The organism is Rickettsia endosymbiont of Villa modesta, from assembly GCF_964026485.1.
Classification (GTDB): Bacteria; Pseudomonadota; Alphaproteobacteria; order Rickettsiales; family Rickettsiaceae; genus Rickettsia; species Rickettsia asembonensis.
Window position 1 is genome coordinate 1,153,888 of sequence record NZ_OZ032157.1, and the last position, 17,757, is coordinate 1,171,644.

The following is a 17,757-nucleotide window of genomic DNA, read 5'->3' on the forward strand; positions in this document are numbered from 1 at the left end:
TAAAAAATTCTAATTTACAGAATTTTTTTATTACTTTTTCTGGATTGCCCCGCAGTCTACGACTGCTCGCAATGACGACTCGGTATCCATTAAATCTATAATGTTTTAATTGCTTCATAAAATATAGGTAACCACTTATCCGGATCATTGCCGTATTTCTCTCTAATTTGATCGAGCAATATTACAGTCTCAACTCTGCCGGATAAAACACTAATTATATTATTCATACCGTCTAAGTTAACTTTAGCAACTACGGCATCTATTCCTTGTTTTATTAAAAAATAACGTGTAGTAGGGTCGGTAGTTTTAATTAAAATATATTCTCGCTGACTTAACATAAATGCACTACGATAAATATCCGTAGCTTTCAAATTAGGTAAAAAAATCTGCGTAGCTGTTTGTTGAATCAACGTATCACTAATTCTACTTTTTGCGGCATCTTCAACACTCTGCGTAGCAAATATAACAAAAGTATTTAATTTTCTCAACACTTTTAACCAATCTTTGATTTTAGGTGCAAATACCGGATTATCGATTAAAGCCCATGCTTCATCAAGTACTATCATAGTTTTTTGTCCATCTAAAGAGATATTAATGCGATGGAAAATATATAACAATACCGGTGCAAGGCTGACAGGGTCTTTAAGTAATTCAGTCATATCAAACCCGAATACCCTTGCTTTTTGTAAATCAATATCATCTACTTCATTGTCAAATATCTTAGCATGTGAACCTTTACCAACCCACATTGCAATCCTACTTGCCAAACTATTTGGTGTATCAATACCAAGAAATGCTATAACATTACTAAGCCTTCTGTCTTTTTTCTCTAATCTAAAATTACCGCTTACTGCTTGCGATAAGATTTTATTATCTTGTGCAGTTAAACTTTCACCGTTAGAAGTTACAAGTACACGAAGCCACTCTAAAATAAATATTCTATTCTCACTAGTATCTTCAAGCTGCAAGGGATTAAAATTACATTTTAATCCCGGATCAATTACCGTATAAACTCCGTTTAAAGCACGTATAAATATTTCTGCTCCTCGATCTTTATCAAAAAAGAACATACGAGGTTTGAATTTTTGTGCTTCCGCACATAAGAAATTCATAAGAACTGTTTTACCGGCACCAGTTGGACCGATAATTAGAGTATGTCCAACATCCCTTACATGGAAATTAAAATAAAACGGCGTACCTGAAGTAGTATCAAGTACTGTGACATATTCTCCCCAATGGTTATCTCTAATTTTACCAAGCGGATAATTATGTTGTGAGGCAAAGCTAGCCATATTAAGAGTATTTATAGTGGATTTACGTACTATATAATCCATATTTCCCGGCAACTGTCCCCAATAGCTAGGTTCCATGTTAACTTTTTCTCTAACCGGCTGAATTCCTGAATTAGAAAGCTCAACTGCTGCCATTGATAATATATCTTCCAAAGATTTAATATTATTCGCAGAACATAAAAGCGATAAATGATGCTCACCGAAACCGATATTACCGCTAGTGGCCATATCAAGGGCCGTATTAATTTCAGCAATTTGCGAAGTAGCTTTATCACCGGATTGTATCATTCTATTTTGCTGTAATTGCATTTTACCGATCGCTATGGTTCTATTAGCAAAGACAAAGCTTTGAGTCATGACAAATTCAAAAGGCATTTGCAGGAATCCGTCAAAAATTCCTGCCGAAGTATTAGGCCCGTATTCAAGTATACTAATCATTCCGGCATATTTTTTGCCAAGCGGACTTCTTGCTTCAATAGTACGCGAATCAAAAAATAAGCGATGAGTCGGTAAATATTCGTCAATAGTACCACGCGGTAATGCTATAGGACCTGGTGAATCGCCGCAATTGATTAAAGATGAAAGGAATTCTAAAATTTCACAATAACTACCTGACTGCGTTTGACGAACTCCAAGTAATCTTGCTCCGTAACTTCTGAATGTATTAACCACTCTAGTTGACATTTCTTGAAGATTTTCTTTCATCTCTTTCATGTCATTTTCCCAAGCGGTTTTATTAGATTTTTGTCTAAGCTTCTTTAGAAAATACTCAACTATAACAGCACCGCCTGTATCAGGCTTATATAAAATACTAACATATAATTCGTTAAAAAATGACCTAGCACTCGCATGTTTCTTACGCCATTCCGCACCTAAATAAGTAATAAAATCATTAGGGACTTTTACGGTAGGATCATAAGTAAATTCCGTATCGTCAAATATTACTGCTTTACGTCTTCTAATAGTATGGAAATACATAACGATATTTCCCGAAGCCATATTTTTAAGTAAGACATTTCTGATATTCTTTTTAATGTCTAAATCTTCATCATCAGCAGTTTCAAAAGAAAATCCGTTTATTTTAATAACTTGTAATAAAGAATTATCTTTTGTTAAAATAGTATTACTATCCCAATGACATTTATAAGGAATAAAATGCGAAGTTGGTCTTTCTTGTTTAGACCTTAATTCTTTAGCTGCTCTAGTTCTAAATAACTTCATTACCTCACCTGATTTAACTATTTTGATTTATTTTGTCGGTTATACCTTTTTTCTGGATCCACGCCTGTACGAGGATGACATCGAGTAGGTTTAGCATTCACGCGAGAATGACATAAAACTCAAATATTATACGAATTTGCTCCGTAGTAAAATTTATTAGGACATTGGCTAGTTCTTGACATTTTATTTAAATATAGCTCTATGAATCTCGGTTCTTTAAAACATATAATATAAGCTACCAAATGCAAAGCAGCTGCAATGAATAAAATCATAATACCGTTATTCCAAATAAATACTATCATCGTCATTATCATATTTAATGCAGCAAACTTAATACTTACTCCAAATATCATCGGCGGTCTAGTTAACCCTACAAATAAAAGATCGGATGCTAATGCTCCTGCCATAAAAAACCTCTATTAATTTATATTAATATCAAACATAGTTGACAACATTGAATTCGGTACTTCACTATTCACAAAATGTACGTAACCGTTATTATTTTCAAGTGCATTAACTGCTATCTTAATTAATTCTTCTTCGATGAAATTATTACTATCATCTAACATTGATTTCAATAAGTTAATATCTCGTATTTTTATATTATACGGAAATGTCTCGGATACCTGTAATATCTCATATGGCAATATTAAATGTTCTGCACTTAATGCAGAAGCAATTGTTGCTACCGTTAAGTTAACATTTAATAAATGCGTTTTTTCCTGATCATCATTAGCAAATGGTGCTATCGGGTATAATATTATTATCTTCAAAATTTAATAAAATTTCCGGATTAATCATAATAGGTTCACTTAAAAAACCAATATTTATAACATCATGATTTACAATTTTTCGGTGAGATAATTTTGACTTTTTTACTTGCAGTAAATTAGCATCCTTACCTGAAATACCAACTGCATAACAACCTATACTACTTAACTTTGTTACTATAAGCTTGTTAACGTAACTAGATAAAATTTCCATAATAATAGGATTATTTAGAGAACTATAGTCGCTTATTTTACTAATTTTCTGACTAAAATTTTCATCTATTTGTGATATTAAAGACGAACTTCGCAAATCAATATGATCATGTACTATATATATTTTAGCACCGCACATCTCAAGCAATCTAACAGACTCAATAAAAGCCGTAAATAATTTATTGTCCATAATAATAGTAGCAGGTAATTTTAGAACTATTGCTTGATTCTTCAGCTCACTACTACACTTTATTATATTCTTAATTATAGCAATGTTATTTAATGAAGAAATACTATCTACCTCTTTACCTTTGAGGTTTGATGCATTTTGCCAAACTAGCTTTAAGTTCTCTTGCACCTTCTTTACTCCTACTACTTACATACATAACATTACATGAGTAGTTTAAAGTTGCAAGAAAATTCTGTGCTTCATCGTTAAGGTTTTTACGATCCTTAACTTTATCGGATTTTGTGAAAATAATTTGAAATTCTCTTTTATTTGCAAGTAATAGCTCTGCTACTTTCTTATCGTTTTCTTTTATACCTCTTCTTGAATCAATCAATAAGTTAACTAACCTTAAATTATAACTATTTCGTAAATAATAACTAATTAACACTTCCCACTGTTCTTTGACTGATATAGGAACATTAGCAAAACCATAACCGGGAAGGTCAACTATAATAAGTTTATCTGCAAGGTTAAAAAAATTGATTTGCCTAGTACGTCCAGGAGTATTAGAAACTTTAGCAAGATTTTTATTATTACATATCGTATTTATTAGGCTTGATTTGCCGACATTTGACTTACCGACAAAAGCAATTTCCGGTAATGAAAAATTGGGGATTTGATTTATATTCATAGCACCAGCTACAAATTTAGCTTGATGACGAAAAAGCTTACTGCCGTCAGATGATTTTGTAGATACTATTTTCTGAGTAGTCATAATTTGCTTTCGTATTGGATGTAATTAGGCATTGCTGCGTAGATACAGAGTCATCATTGCAAACGACTGAATACTTTTTGCATGGCTTAAAAAGCCTACTCAATGTCATTCCCGCATAGGCGGGAATCCAGTATAACCATATAAAAACAAGTTTTTATATGGTTATTTTATCAAATATGGTAGCGGGGGCTGGATTTGAACCAACGACCTTCAGGTTATGAGCCTGACGAGCTACCGAGCTGCTCCACCCCGCAATAATTGAGAATTGACGATTTATCTGTGTTATATTGTGATTTAGTCCAATACTATGCGAATATTGCTAGTGTCATTCTTGCATAGATACCGAGTAGTCATTGTGAGCATCCGTAGGCTGCGTGGCAATCTCATGAAATAATAATAAATTCCTGAGATTGCGGGCGTACAATTGCTATGCAATTTCCGTAGCCCAGACGACCTTTAGTATCCACAAACAAAGCTTAACTAGCTTCTTTCTTACCACCGAAAGAAAGACCTGAGAATCTTTTATTGAAATCACTAACACTTTTGTTCGATTGATTTACTACATTTCCGAAATCTTTATTCCATGCCGGATGCTTTCTAAAATCAACATCCATTAAAATTTCACCTGTAGGATGAGTAGACATTGTTTCAAAAACATCGCTTCCTACTTTAATCAAAAACTTTTTATATTCTGGATGTATACCGCTTTTCATAATGATTTTGCCGTTTTAGTCTGAATTATTTTTTTCTTAATAGCTCTAGCGTTACTTGATAAAACATTATCATTGGCTTTTAGAATATACGCATCAAAACCGCCGGCTTTTTCCACTGAACTAATACATCTAGCATTAACCGATAATCTATATTCTCCGGCTGTTATATCACTTGTAAACTTAACTAACCTTAAATTAGGCTCAAAACGTCTTCTAGTTTTACGTTGAGAATGTGATACATTGTTGCCGTATAAAACACCCACACCTGTGAGTTCGCACTTACGTGACATAAGCTAAATACCTTAAAACTTATAAAATATACTCCAAGTAAATGAAGACACATACGAAGATCAACTTCAAAAAGAGTAATCGGTTCACAAGTCGAGGAGCGGAGCGTATACTTAATACGTGAGTACCGCAGATCTTGTAGAACGACGTAGCCAATTCTTGAAGTTCTATCTGAGTATATACAATAGATAAAAAATATAAAGTAATCCTACCCTAGTGTCAAGAGATAATTACGGTCCGTTTAGTAAAGAAATAAAGATAGGTACGATGTATTTATATGTGAAATAGGCACAGGCCAAGCCTAACATAGTACCGATAACGATTACACGGAATTTTGCAGGACTAAAAATTAAAATAACTATTCCAAGAATAATTACTATTTTTATTATATCATCTGTCGTATAAGAGCTAGAGTTTATAGCATAAACATTTAGGTTTATACCCAGAAATATTATTATACATAATAAGTTCTTAAACATTTTATACCTCTATAGGACCGGTAGTTAATCCATTTATAAATTGTTTTAAATAAGGATTATCACTATTACACATTTCATCTTTACTACCGTACCATTTAATTTTTCCTTGATAAATCATAGCTACTTCTTTAGCTATTTTTTCGGCACTAATCATATCATGAGTTATAGTAATCGTAGTTGCCCCTAATTCTTCTTGGATTTTTATAATTAATTCGTTGATAACATTTGCCATTATAGGATCAAGCCCTGTGGTCGGTTCATCAAGAAATAAAATCGACGGTGTACTACAAATAGCCCTAGCAAGTGCTACTCTTTTTTGCATTCCTCCGGATAATTCGGAAGGGTACAGATCAAGTATTCTAGGGGACAAACCGACGGAATTAAGCTTTGCACCGGCAAGGTCGTTTTTTTCTTTCTTAGATAATTTTCTAGTCTCGAAAGTAATATTATCACGTATATTTAAGGAGTCAAATAATGCTCCGCCTTGAAATAAAAAGCCTATACCGTCCATAATCTCAAATTTTTGTTTACTTGAGATATCTTGGATTTCTACATTATCAATAAAAATTTGACCTTTATCAGGTTTAATCAGTCCTACTATATTTTTAATTAGAACCGATTTGCCACTACCGGAACCGCCTAAAATAACTAATGAACTGCCCTTTTTTACATCCAAATCTATTCCGTCTAACACCTTATGATTAGCAAATGATTTATATAATGACCGAATTTTAATTTTAAATTCTTCCTTTGTACTCATATTTTTACTTTAAAAAATAATTCGGTTATTAAATAATTGCTGATTAAGATAAGGATAGAAGAATTTACTACTGCCGAGGTAGTAGCTCTTCCCACTCCCTTAGCCCCTTTACCTGAATAATAGCCGCTATAGCAACTTATTATAGAAATAATAAACCCAAAAACTCCCGCTTTAACAAGACCGGAAATTACGTCAATCGGTTCTAAATACTGAAAAGTACTGGTTAAATAAGCCGTGCTATTAAAATCAAGTTTATATACCCCTACCAAATAACCGCCCATAACACCAATTATATCGCCGATTAAAACAAGACAAGGCATTGTAATAATAGCGGCTATTACTCTTGGAAAAACTAAATATTTAATAGGATCGGTAGATAAAGTATATAAAGCATCTACCTGCTCCGTTACTCTCATCGTAGCTATTTCGGCGGCGATTGATGCCCCGACTCTTCCCGCTACCATTAGTCCAGCTAAGACAGGTCCAAGCTCTCTAGTCAGCGATAATACTACTACCGTTGCAATGGAACTTTCAGCCGAGAAACGAGAAAAGCCTGTATAGCTCTGTAATGCAAGTACCGCACCTGAGAAAAAAGTCGTCATCGCAACAACCGGAAGCGAGTGAAACCCGATAAATAATAATTGTCTGATGATTAAACTCAAATATAAAGGCGGTCTTATGATACTGCTAACGGCAGCAAAGCTAAATAGAGAAAAACTACCTACACTTTGTGCAAACTTTATAGTACGTTTACCAACCGAATTAGCTATATTTAATAACATTTGTGTATATTTTTTTGTTTTATAATTATTATCTAAATCGTCATGAACAGGCATTGCTGCGTGGACCGGTAAAACCCACTGTGTCATCCCGTGGTCAAGCCACGGGATGACAGAGGTAAAATTGATCCATGCGGGCAATGCCTTGCAACAACCGTAGGCTGCGTGGCAATCTCGTGAAGTAATACTCCTGAGATTGCGGACGTACAAAACTTACAGTTTTTCCTCGCAATGACGATTACTTATAAATTCTTTTATACCTGCTACCGAGACTAGTCAATACCTCATACCCTATAGTACCTATAATACTCGCTATTTTATCGGGCGTGCAATAATTTCCGATAATTTCCGCTTCCTGCCCTAGAAAAATATCAAGCGGTGGTAGATCGGTAACATCGATATTTATCAAATCCATCGATATTCGCCCTATTATAGGAACGCTGCGACCATTAATAAATACTTCTCCTTGATTGCTAAAATTACGACTAAACCCATCGGCATAACCAAGCGGTAACGTTGCAATAACACTATCACGCTTAGTTGTAAAAGTCATATTATAACCGATATGGCTATCTAGTGTCAAATTCTGTAAATGAATTATAGGAGCTTTTAAGGTTACGGGATTTTTCATTACAGGATTAAGCCCATATAAAGCAGCACCTGGTCTTGCTAAATCAAAATGATAGTCCTGTCCTAAAAATATGCCGCCGGAATTAGCAAGACTTGCTTTAACGTTTGGGAAATATTGTAAATAAGCTTTAAATCTGTTTAATTGCTCTAGATTATAAGGATTATCTATTTCCTCGGATATAGCTAGATGGCTTATAATATATTGTAAATCTAACCCTTTTAATAAATCACGATCATTAATTAGCTGTTCTATTTCATTATGAGTTAATCCAAGGCGATTAATCCCCGTATTGAAATGTACATAACAAGGCAATAATCGGTTTTTCAAATTACTAAATTTTTGCCAAATTTCTATTTGTTTTAAGTTATTTAGAACAGGGGTTAAATTATATTCTATAAGCTCTAAAGCATCATGTTCAAAAACGCCGTTAAGAACTAAAATATTAACATCATTATCTAGTGCTTTGGGCGTTGTTGCATGACTCACTTCCTTCTCTGTCATCCCGCGACTTGATCGCGGGATCCAGTCTTTTTTAATTTTTTTCTGGATACCGTGGTCAAGCCACGGTATGACACCGAGCGGGTTTTTTGAGCCATGCCACGAAGCTAGAGCTTTACGTAAATTCACTCCTTCTTCACTTGAGGCCACAAAAAAATGCCTACAATTTTCTTCTATTAAAGCTTTAGAAATTTGCACTGCTCCAAGACCGTAACCGTTAGCTTTAACGGCAGCACCGACTAATGAGGTTTTGCAAATATCTTGTAATAAAAGATAATTATTTTTTATTGCAGATAGATTTATTTCTAGAGTACACAAGCTCATAGTATATTTCTTAACTCTTTTACGATAATTGGCATTACCGGTATTATATGAAATTTTGGAGGTAAGTCACCTACTTCTATAGTATCGGTAACAAAAATATTATCTATTACCGAATTTTCAATTTTATCTTTAGAACCGGCAGCAAGCACAGCATGAGTTATAAAAGCACTAACCGATAAAGCCGAATGTTCTTTTAAAAATCTTGCTGCTTTTACAATTGTTTCGCCTCTATCTATAATATCATCAATTAATATGCAATTTTTGCCCTCTACACTACCTATTATTGATATCATCTCGCAATTATTATTTATATCCCTTTCTTTGTTTATATAAGCTGAATCTATATTTAATAAATTACTAATTTTTTGAACTCGATTGATACTGCCTTTATCAGGTGCAACTATAACGAAATTGCTATAAGTTCTTAAAAACGGGATATATACTTCTTCAACATGAAGAGTTGTTAAAATGATTAGGCACAATGGTTTGAAAATTGTCATTTACCAATGAAGAAATTTTATTTTTATATTTTTCAATATTTTCAAAAAATATTCGTATAGAATCAGTAAATGTCTCAAAATTCGCATAAAATTTATTGTTACTTACAACAGAATGCATAAATTTCCACAGTCGTTCAATTGGATTCAAATTAGGACTATATGCTGGCAAAAATAGTAACCCTATTTTACTGTATTGTAGATATTCTTTTACCTTTTTTGACCTATGATATCCAGCATTATCGCATATCAAATAAATCTTACTTTTATCTTGATTATTTGCTTCTAATTTCTTTAAAAATTCAATAATATAATCACCATTAACCTTAGGATTGTCAGTTGTTACTACCTCTAAATCCTTAAGATTAATAGCACCAATAATATGTTTACGCTTCCAACCACTGAAACTTGGTAATGTTTTAACTACATTCTTTCTAATCCAACCAAATCTTGCTCGAGTTTGGTATTGAGGATGAACACTATCCATAAAATAAATAGACTCATCTTTAGCTAAATTATTTTTTAGCAAACTATATTGCAGCTTAAATTCCTCTTGCTTAGCTAAATCTATTTTTCCAGGCATTAACTTAGGTTTCTGATAACTAAAACCAAGTCTGTGTAACAGCTTGATTACCCCAGCTAATGTATAGATTACTCCATATTGACGTTCTATGAACAAACCTATATCTCTAGCATACACATAATTATTATTTTCTAGATGAACTATTAACTCTGCTTCCTCCTGTCTAGTAAGGTTACTATCACTACCGCCATTTCCAGGCTTAAGCTTCTGAGCATTATGATAATCTATTAAATGTTTTCTTATCCCTCCCCATCACTCAGTAATAACACTTTCGATATCTCATCAATACTATAGCTATCATCATACATGAAAACAGCTTTGATTCTATCACAAATCCTCTTATCCCTTTCGCTTCTATGGTAAAGCTTTAATTCTTCTTTTTCTACTGATGTTAATTTTCTATAAATCCATTCTTACTTAATAACACTTGCTGACTTCTTTGACAATTTTTCATTTACTAGAGGTATATAAATTTATAGGTTCAAGATTAGAAATAGGAATATTAAAAAATTTCTCTATTTTATCGGAATGTAAATCAATAGTAATTACATGGTTTACTCCGAGCTTCTCTAAAAAATCTGCTTTTAACTTAGCAGGAATTATATTTTGAGAATTTATATTATCTTGCCTTGCATAACCGAAATAAGGCATTACTAAAATTATTCGATTTGCTACTGCTTTTTTTGCTGCATCTACTAGCAAGAACAGCTCAATTAAGCGATCATTAACGGGCTTTGATGTGGATTGTACTATGATTACATCTTCATTATGAAACGATTCTTGAATTTCTACTTTTATTTTGGAATCATTGAAATAGGTAATTCTCGGCTCAATATATCTAATATTTAATGCTATAGCTAAACGAGATGCAAGTAACTTACTACTACTGCCTGCTAGGATTTTCATGTGAGTGATTTATGTTGTTTGACGCTATTAGCAAACGGACTTTGTTGCGTGGATATCGATGTCATTCCTGCGGAAGCGGGAATCCAGTAAAACCGACAAAAAACTTGTTTTTTTAGGTTTATTTTGTCAATATTAAGACTATTTTTTCTGGATTCCTGCTTTCGCAGGAATGACATCGGGTCATTAAGAACGACTTTCTAATTTTTGTATTAGTGCCTCAAAGTCTTGATTTTTTAAAGTATCGGTAAACTCGTCTTGTTGAGCCCCAATAAGACTTACACCTTCCGTAATTATATCAGAAACTTTAAAAACATCTTTTCCGTTCCCTTTCATTTCACGTACAAGATATTCTACTTTAATAGGGTCTTGCTCTTTATTACTAACGATATTCATAGCAACCATAAAATCGGTCGAGCTTAAAGGACGAACTCCTACTATTTTAGGCTGTTCACCTTTATAATCTTTTATTAAATCAGTATAAGATTTAGTAACATATTTAGAGTAAACTTTGATGAATTCCTGAACCTGCCCACCTGATAAAGTTTTTATCCCATTTCTGCCTAATGTATATTTAGCCATCCAATCAAAATCTAGGTTCTGAGACATTAACTCACGTGCTTTAGCAATTTTTACTCGCTCAGATAGCTTACTATCATTTAATATACTAGAAGCTTCATTTACTAAATTAGTAACATAATCTTTCAAACCAGCAGGCACTTTCTCGCTAGAATAAGCGGAAAACGTCATAACTAATAAAAATAAACCTGTAATAATTTTTTGCATATAATCCTCGTTAATTTAATTAATTCTTGGGTTTAGGACATTTAAAATTTTCAGGATATTGAACCGATGCTTCACGAACACGATGTAATGCTGATCTAATAGCCACATAAGGATCGGTAGAATTCTTCATCACATAATCACTAAACGGTAATACAACATATCGATCGTTTATTTTACTAACCGCTAGTACTCCTAAGTCAAAATCATTATGCGTGTAGTACATTAATGGATTAAGAGCATAATTAGTAAGTACCAAATCCGTCATATCTCTTGCGTTAGTACTACCGATTATCGGCAATACTAAATAAGAACCTGGGGCAACTCCATAATGTGCGAGGGTACTGCCGAAAGTTTGACGTTCAGACGGCAAACCTACTTTACCTGCTACGTCAAATAAACCTCCTATGCCAAGCGTCGTGTTAATGAGAAACCGCCAAACGCTTTTCATAGTTTTATCGTAATTTAACTGAAGCCCGTAATTTACCGCCGTAAGCGGTGTATCAACATTACTGACGAAACTATTAACACGTGCTTTTACGTAATCATTCGTGATATTCTTATAACCTATTGCTAAAGGACGCAATATTATATAATCTAGTACAGAATTAAATGCAAACACTTTACGGTTAAATTTTTCGTATGGATCGTAAACTTCCAAGCAACCGTTTTCATTTCTTCCACCATTATAGTTATATATGTCATTATCAACATATTCAAGATCAGCTCTTGCGAATAATGAGCATAGTATAATAGATAGTATAATTAAAATTCTCATTGATTTATGTTATTTCTTACAAACAATAATACTATATTTATTGTTTTCCGCTAGTATTATTTCTTCCGAAGTTAATATAGTAAAATTATTTTTTTGTAAAATATTATTTATTTCATTCAAGTTAAAAATAAATTCTTTGCGTTTTACTGAAAATTGTGTCTTTGCCGTGTTCGGTAAACAAAGGGCAAAATACCCTTGTTTACTAAGAGATGAGTATATTAAATTAAAATATTCTATTAAATTGTTAGTAAACGATAATCCGCAAAAACTAAAAATAATATTAAATTTATTAGAGTTTTGTTTTAAAAATTCATCGATAGCAATATTATATATTTGATCGTAAATTTTAGTGTTCGGGTAATATGTTTCTTGTAAATCATTCATTAAAGTAGAAATTTCTACACCGGTTAAAGTAAAACTTTCCGGAAAACGTTTTTGTATTTCATAACCTACCAGCCCTATATTACTTCCAAGTTCCAAAATAGAATAATTATCCGGTAAATCAGATATCTGCTTGAGTGTATCATTAACAAACCTATACGGGAGATGGATATTTTTATCGTTATTAAAAATAGTAGGATAATATTGTGCAGTTAAATCACGATATTTTCCCCAAATTTCCCCCGGTATTTCAGTAATATCCTTATAATTTTTCAAAAAATTTATAAATATAGCTTTATATTTTTCATTAGATTTTTCTAAATATTCTATAGCTTGTCTGTAATTATTTTTTAAAAAATAAACCCATCCGAGTTGATAATATACTTTAGAATCATTAGGATTAAAAAATTTATCGACTAGTTTAAACCTAAGCAATGCATCATTTAAATTACCTCTATATAAATGATCAAGTCCAAGCTGATAATTAGTTTCGGCTAAATGCGAGAATTTATATTTACAATCACTTATATAATTTTTAAATTCTAAAATTTTATTCTTAATAAAATTCGGTATATTTATTATAGTTAAGCAATAATGTTTGATTTTGTCTTTTATTTTACCGAGCATAGTTTAATTACTAAATAATATTACTGACTATAATAAAGCATATCTTGATAAATTTTTAAATAAAATAATAATTTTACTTGTAAATTAATGGAATTGAAGCTAGGATGTACATGTTATATGTACATCCATAGGTAGCTCATGAACTCAATTAGCGGCACTTCATTTAGGAAAAACTTACGCTCTGTACTAAATACCGTAGAAAACGATCATGTCCCTTATCTTATTAAAAGAAAGAATCATAAGAATATTATTCTTTTAACCGAAGAAGAATATGAATCTACAAAAGAAACATTATATTTATTATCTAATCCGGCTAATGCTAATCGAATAAAAAAATCTATCGAACAAGCAAAAAGAGGAGAATTTGCTAAAGTTAATTTAGATGGTTGAGATTGAGTGGACACTAGAAGCAGCGGAGGACTTAGCGTATTGGAAAAAATACGATATTAAAAAATATGAACGTATTAAACTTCTAATAAAAAATATCCAAGAAGCACCGTTTACAGGTATAGGTAAGCCCGAACCTTTTAAACATATATTATCAGGTTTATGGTCACGTAGAATTAACCACGAACATAGACTAATATATTCTGTCAATCCTAAACAAATTATAATATCTAATTGTAGATTTCATTATAAAAATTAATATTTATTTCTTGAAATTACTGATTTTACTATAGCTTTCATTTAATACGGACTCAAAATTATGTCAATTATTTCTACGAGACTAAATTCTATAAAGCCGTCGCCGACCCTTGCAGTCGTAAAAAAAACTCTTGAACTTAAAAAAGCGGGAGTTGATATCATTGCACTCGGTGCCGGTGAGCCTGATTTTGATACGCCTGACAATATTAAAGAAGCAGCAATCAAAGCCATTAAAGACGGCGTTACTAAATATACTAACGTTGAGGGGATGCCGCTTTTAAAGCAAGCAATAAAAGACAAATTCAAACGTGAAAATAATATAGATTACGAACTTGATGAAATAATAGTAAGCACCGGCGGTAAGCAAGTTATATATAATTTGTTTATGGCATCTTTGGACAAAGGGGATGAGGTCATTATTCCGGCACCCTATTGGGTTTCATATCCTGATATGGTTGCACTTAGCACAGGAATGCCTGTTTTTGTAAATTGCGAAATTGAAAATAATTTTAAATTAAGTGCGGAAGCTTTAGAACGTTTAATTAACGATAAAACTAAATGGCTTATTATTAACTCACCTAGTAACCCGACAGGTGCAAGCTATAATTTTGAAGAGCTAGAAAATATTGCTAAAGTTTTAAGAAAATATCCTCATGTGAACGTAATGTCCGATGATATTTACGAGCATATTACTTTTGATGATTTTAAATTTTATACATTAGCCCAAATAGCACCTGATTTCAAAGAGAGAATATTTACCGTAAACGGTGTATCTAAAGCTTATTCTATGACGGGTTGGCGTATAGGATACGGTGCAGGATCTAAAGCTTTGATTAAAGCAATGACTATTCTTCAGTCGCAAAGTACTTCAAACCCTTGCTCAATAAGTCAAATGGCTGCTATTGAAGCATTAAACGGTCCTCAAGATTATATAAAGCCTAATGCTTTAAATTTTCAAAAAAAGCGTGATCTTGCTTTATCAATTTTGAAAAGAGTAAAATATTTTGAGTGTTATAAGCCAGAAGGGGCGTTTTACTTATTTGTTAAATGCGATAAAATATTTGGGCATAAAACTAAATCAGGAAAAATTATTGCAAATAGTAATGATTTTGCCGAATATTTACTTGAAGAAGCAAAAGTTGCCGTAGTACCCGGTATCGCTTTCGGCTTAGAAGGGTATTTCAGAATCTCTTACGCCACTTCTATGGAAGAGCTAGAAGAAGCTTGTATTAGGATTGAAAGAGCTTGTGATGCTCTATAATACTAAGCTGTCATACCGCGGCTTGACCGCGGTATCTAATAAAGCAGAAATAACATTAACAATGTAAATATTTATATGGATACCTCAAGTACAGGCCGCGGTATGACACTGGCAGAACAAACAATGCGGAAAGTTTTTAAAAAATTTTTAAAAAATAATAAATATGTACTTAGTATAATTACTATTTTACTATATTGGTATTTGCGTTTTGTTTATTTTACTTCAAGGCAGAAATTTATATTTTACGATAACGGCAATAAGGAAAAATTCCTAAACGAACAAGGAGGAATCTTTGCATTTTGGCATAATATGCTTGCCTTAAGCCCAGCTATGTTTATAGGACATAGAAATATCTATGCTTTAATATCACCGCATTTAGACGGGAAAATTTTAAACGATTTAGTAGGAAAATTCGGTTGCAAAGTGATAGTAGGTTCTACTAATAAAAATCCAATTGGAGCTTTACGTAATATCATAGGTAAGTTATCTCAAGGTGCAAATATAATAGTCACGCCGGACGGTCCTAAAGGACCGGTATATAAAGTAAATAGCGGCATTACCGAAATTGCCTATAGATATAACAAAAAACTTATTCCTATAGTCAGCTCCACTTCTAGATGTTTCAGATTAAAAAGTTGGGATAAATTAATAATACCCCTACCGTTTGGTATCATTAAAATCATAGTTGGCTCACCTTTAGAACTCACAAATAATAAAATACAAAACCATATAAGCTTTGAAAAACAACTAGCAAGCTTAACAGAGAGTTTAAAGAAATGATGTTATTATATTATGCTTTAAGCTTTATATTATTACCTATTTATTTCATCATAATTCTTATACGTTTATTAATAGGTAAGGAAGATATAAGACGCATCCAAGAACGTTTTGCTATAGGTAAGTATCGACAAGACAACTCTGTCTTAATATGGATTCATGCAGCTAGCGTCGGCGAATCAATGGCAGCTTTAACTTTAATAAGTAATATAAGTAAACGCTATCCTGACATTCGTTTTTTAGTAACTTCTTGGACTAACAGCTCCGCTAAAATATTAACTGCCAAATTACCTAAAATAGCAGTTCACCAATTTTTACCGATAGATAATATTATTTTTACTCGAAAATTTTTAAAAAATTGGCAACCTAATTTAGGTATCTTTATAGAATCGGAATTATGGCCGTGTACTATTAATGAAGGAGCGAGGCAGTGTAAATTACTGCTAGTAAATGCTCGTATTTCCGATAAATCGTTTAAAGCTTGGCTAAAAAGAAAAAGCTTCTTTCAGCTTATCCTCAAAAATTTCAGTAAAATTATCGTGCAAAGCGAGCGTGACTTACAAAAATTCAATGAACTTGGCGTATCAGATACAGTTAATTTAGGTAATATTAAATTTGCCAACGAAAAACTTCCAGTTAATCAAGAAGAGTTATCAAAACTAAGTTTACATTTAGACAGTAGGCGAATCGTGGTATTTGCCAGCACTCACCCCGAAGATGAAGAGGTGATTTTGCCTATAATAAAAAACCTAAAAGAGCAGTTTTTAGATTGCTATATCATATTAATTCCAAGACATCCTGAGCGAATTAAATCAATTATCGATAATTGTAAGTCACATAATTTATCCGCTACCGCTAAATCGCAAAATGATTTACTTGTATTAAGCGACGATCTTTATATAGTTGATAGATTCGGTGAAATGGGATTGTTTTTTTCCGTAGCTACAATTTCTTTTATCGGCGGTTCTTTTAAACAAGGCGGGCATAATATTTTAGAAGCGGCATATTTCTCTAATTGTATTATATTCGGTCCCGATATGAGTAAAAACACCGATATCGCTAAAGGCGTACTGCAAAATGAAGCAGCTATCCAAATCAAAAACGGTGAAGATTTACTAACCAAACTAACATATCTACTTAGCCCTAATAATTCTCTAGAACTTAAAGCTTATCGTGAAAAAGCTTTAAAATTTGTTGAGAATAACCAAAAAGTCCTGGATGAATATTTACAGGTAATTACGAAGTTTCTTTGATAGCTGAACTCAGTTAATAAAAATAGAATTTCTAAAATAATATTTGACTTTTGATTGTAACATGGTTAAATGAACCTATTCAATCATACAGGAGGTATTATGTTTAAACAAGATCCAGAAACTACACGTCAAATTGCAAATAAACAGGCAACAGATGAGATCGAGGCAAGAGAAAGAAGAAAAAATACGATAAATCTCCTGAACAAATAGTAACAGAAATAGAAAAACATAGGTAACTTCAAGAAAAAGAAGGCTACGAAATATGTTAATCTTATCTTATTAATAATACCGTACTTCTTTTGTTAACAATAAAATTTAAAGAGTTTTGATATGTATATACTTCTTTTACCTGAAGAA

The 17,757-nt window shown here is 32.4% G+C and carries 20 protein-coding genes, 1 tRNA gene and 1 pseudogene; 5 read left to right on the top strand and 17 right to left on the bottom strand.

Annotated elements, in window-relative coordinates; all coding sequences use genetic code 11:
- Window positions 1-95: 95 nt before the first annotated feature.
- The 17 genes and pseudogenes from AC5584_RS06590 to AC5584_RS06670 all read right to left on the bottom strand — a co-directional run bounded on the left by AC5584_RS06590 (window position 96) and on the right by AC5584_RS06670 (window position 13,464).
- Window positions 96-2,513, bottom strand: a complete 2,418-nt coding sequence (locus AC5584_RS06590; RefSeq protein ID WP_499216248.1) for a VirB4 family type IV secretion/conjugal transfer ATPase — start codon at window positions 2,511-2,513, stop codon at window positions 96-98.
- A gap of 119 nt (window positions 2,514-2,632) precedes the next feature.
- Window positions 2,633-2,920 carry a type IV secretion system protein VirB3 gene (locus AC5584_RS06595; RefSeq protein ID WP_010976817.1) on the bottom strand — a complete coding sequence of 96 codons (288 nt, stop codon included), beginning with the start codon at window positions 2,918-2,920 and terminating at the stop codon, window positions 2,633-2,635.
- Between the two features lie 12 nt (window positions 2,921-2,932).
- Window positions 2,933-3,854: pseudogene (locus AC5584_RS06600) on the bottom strand (amino acid kinase family protein).
- Window positions 3,802-4,440: a ribosome biogenesis GTP-binding protein YihA/YsxC gene (gene yihA / locus AC5584_RS06605; protein ID WP_499216249.1), complete on the bottom strand. Its 639-nt coding sequence runs from the start codon at window positions 4,438-4,440 to the stop codon at window positions 3,802-3,804. The pseudogene AC5584_RS06600 and the gene yihA overlap by 53 nt, the downstream one beginning before the upstream one ends.
- A gap of 177 nt (window positions 4,441-4,617) precedes the next feature.
- Window positions 4,618-4,694: transfer RNA gene (locus AC5584_RS06610), tRNA-Met, on the bottom strand.
- Window positions 4,695-4,916: 222 nt separating this feature from the next.
- Window positions 4,917-5,153, bottom strand: coding sequence for a 50S ribosomal protein L31 (gene rpmE, locus AC5584_RS06615; RefSeq protein ID WP_499216250.1), 237 nt, complete (start codon window positions 5,151-5,153; stop codon window positions 4,917-4,919).
- Complete coding sequence (gene rpmB, locus AC5584_RS06620) at window positions 5,150-5,443, bottom strand: 50S ribosomal protein L28 (protein ID WP_499216251.1); 294 nt, start codon at window positions 5,441-5,443, stop codon at window positions 5,150-5,152. Before rpmB ends, rpmE begins: the two co-directional genes overlap by 4 nt.
- 228 nt (window positions 5,444-5,671) lie before the next feature.
- Window positions 5,672-5,920, bottom strand: coding sequence for a DUF5510 family protein (locus AC5584_RS06625; protein WP_499216252.1), 249 nt, complete (start codon window positions 5,918-5,920; stop codon window positions 5,672-5,674).
- 1 nt (window position 5,921) lies between these two features.
- Window positions 5,922-6,680: an ABC transporter ATP-binding protein gene (locus AC5584_RS06630; RefSeq protein WP_499216253.1), complete on the bottom strand. Its 759-nt coding sequence runs from the start codon at window positions 6,678-6,680 to the stop codon at window positions 5,922-5,924.
- Window positions 6,677-7,462, bottom strand: a complete 786-nt coding sequence (locus AC5584_RS06635) for an MlaE family ABC transporter permease (RefSeq protein ID WP_499217026.1) — start codon at window positions 7,460-7,462, stop codon at window positions 6,677-6,679. Before AC5584_RS06635 ends, AC5584_RS06630 begins: the two co-directional genes overlap by 4 nt.
- A 235-nt stretch (window positions 7,463-7,697) precedes the next feature.
- Window positions 7,698-8,912 carry an alanine racemase gene (locus tag AC5584_RS06640; protein ID WP_499216254.1) on the bottom strand — a complete coding sequence of 405 codons (1,215 nt, stop codon included), beginning with the start codon at window positions 8,910-8,912 and terminating at the stop codon, window positions 7,698-7,700.
- On the bottom strand, window positions 8,909-9,412 hold the full coding sequence (gene prs, locus AC5584_RS06645) for a ribose-phosphate diphosphokinase (protein WP_499216255.1): 504 nt from the start codon (window positions 9,410-9,412) through the stop codon (window positions 8,909-8,911). Before prs (AC5584_RS06645) ends, AC5584_RS06640 begins: the two co-directional genes overlap by 4 nt.
- Window positions 9,360-10,235: an IS630 family transposase gene (locus AC5584_RS06650; RefSeq protein ID WP_499217027.1), complete on the bottom strand. Its 876-nt coding sequence runs from the start codon at window positions 10,233-10,235 to the stop codon at window positions 9,360-9,362. Before AC5584_RS06650 ends, prs (AC5584_RS06645) begins: the two co-directional genes overlap by 53 nt.
- A gap of 207 nt (window positions 10,236-10,442) precedes the next feature.
- Complete coding sequence (gene prs / locus AC5584_RS06655) at window positions 10,443-10,898, bottom strand: ribose-phosphate diphosphokinase (protein ID WP_499216256.1); 456 nt, start codon at window positions 10,896-10,898, stop codon at window positions 10,443-10,445.
- Window positions 10,899-11,081: 183 nt separating this feature from the next.
- A complete protein-coding gene (locus AC5584_RS06660; protein ID WP_499216257.1) occupies window positions 11,082-11,681 on the bottom strand; it encodes a Tgt2/MlaC family protein in 600 nt (199 codons plus the stop codon).
- A 19-nt stretch (window positions 11,682-11,700) separates the two neighbouring features.
- Window positions 11,701-12,456 (bottom strand): MlaA family lipoprotein, encoded by a 756-nt coding sequence (locus AC5584_RS06665; RefSeq protein WP_499216258.1) that lies wholly within the window; start codon window positions 12,454-12,456, stop codon window positions 11,701-11,703.
- A 9-nt stretch (window positions 12,457-12,465) separates the two neighbouring features.
- On the bottom strand, window positions 12,466-13,464 hold the full coding sequence (locus AC5584_RS06670) for a methyltransferase domain-containing protein (protein WP_499216259.1): 999 nt from the start codon (window positions 13,462-13,464) through the stop codon (window positions 12,466-12,468).
- Between the two features lie 138 nt (window positions 13,465-13,602).
- Here AC5584_RS06670 and AC5584_RS06675 point away from each other — a divergent pair, with 138 nt between their 5' ends.
- From AC5584_RS06675 to waaA, 5 genes are all read left to right on the top strand, one after another.
- Window positions 13,603-13,854, top strand: coding sequence for a type II toxin-antitoxin system Phd/YefM family antitoxin (locus AC5584_RS06675; RefSeq protein WP_499216260.1), 252 nt, complete (start codon window positions 13,603-13,605; stop codon window positions 13,852-13,854).
- Window positions 13,847-14,110 (top strand): Txe/YoeB family addiction module toxin, encoded by a 264-nt coding sequence (locus AC5584_RS06680; RefSeq protein WP_499216261.1) that lies wholly within the window; start codon window positions 13,847-13,849, stop codon window positions 14,108-14,110. Before AC5584_RS06675 ends, AC5584_RS06680 begins: the two co-directional genes overlap by 8 nt.
- 60 nt (window positions 14,111-14,170) lie before the next feature.
- Window positions 14,171-15,370 (top strand): pyridoxal phosphate-dependent aminotransferase, encoded by a 1,200-nt coding sequence (locus tag AC5584_RS06685; protein WP_499216262.1) that lies wholly within the window; start codon window positions 14,171-14,173, stop codon window positions 15,368-15,370.
- A gap of 123 nt (window positions 15,371-15,493) precedes the next feature.
- The gene (locus AC5584_RS06690; RefSeq protein WP_499217028.1) at window positions 15,494-16,150 is read left to right on the top strand and encodes a lysophospholipid acyltransferase family protein; all 657 of its coding nucleotides are present in this window, start codon (window positions 15,494-15,496) and stop codon (window positions 16,148-16,150) included.
- Window positions 16,147-17,400 (top strand): lipid IV(A) 3-deoxy-D-manno-octulosonic acid transferase, encoded by a 1,254-nt coding sequence (gene waaA, locus AC5584_RS06695; RefSeq protein WP_499216263.1) that lies wholly within the window; start codon window positions 16,147-16,149, stop codon window positions 17,398-17,400. The genes AC5584_RS06690 and waaA overlap by 4 nt, the downstream gene beginning before the upstream one ends.
- Window positions 17,401-17,757 lie beyond the last annotated feature (357 nt).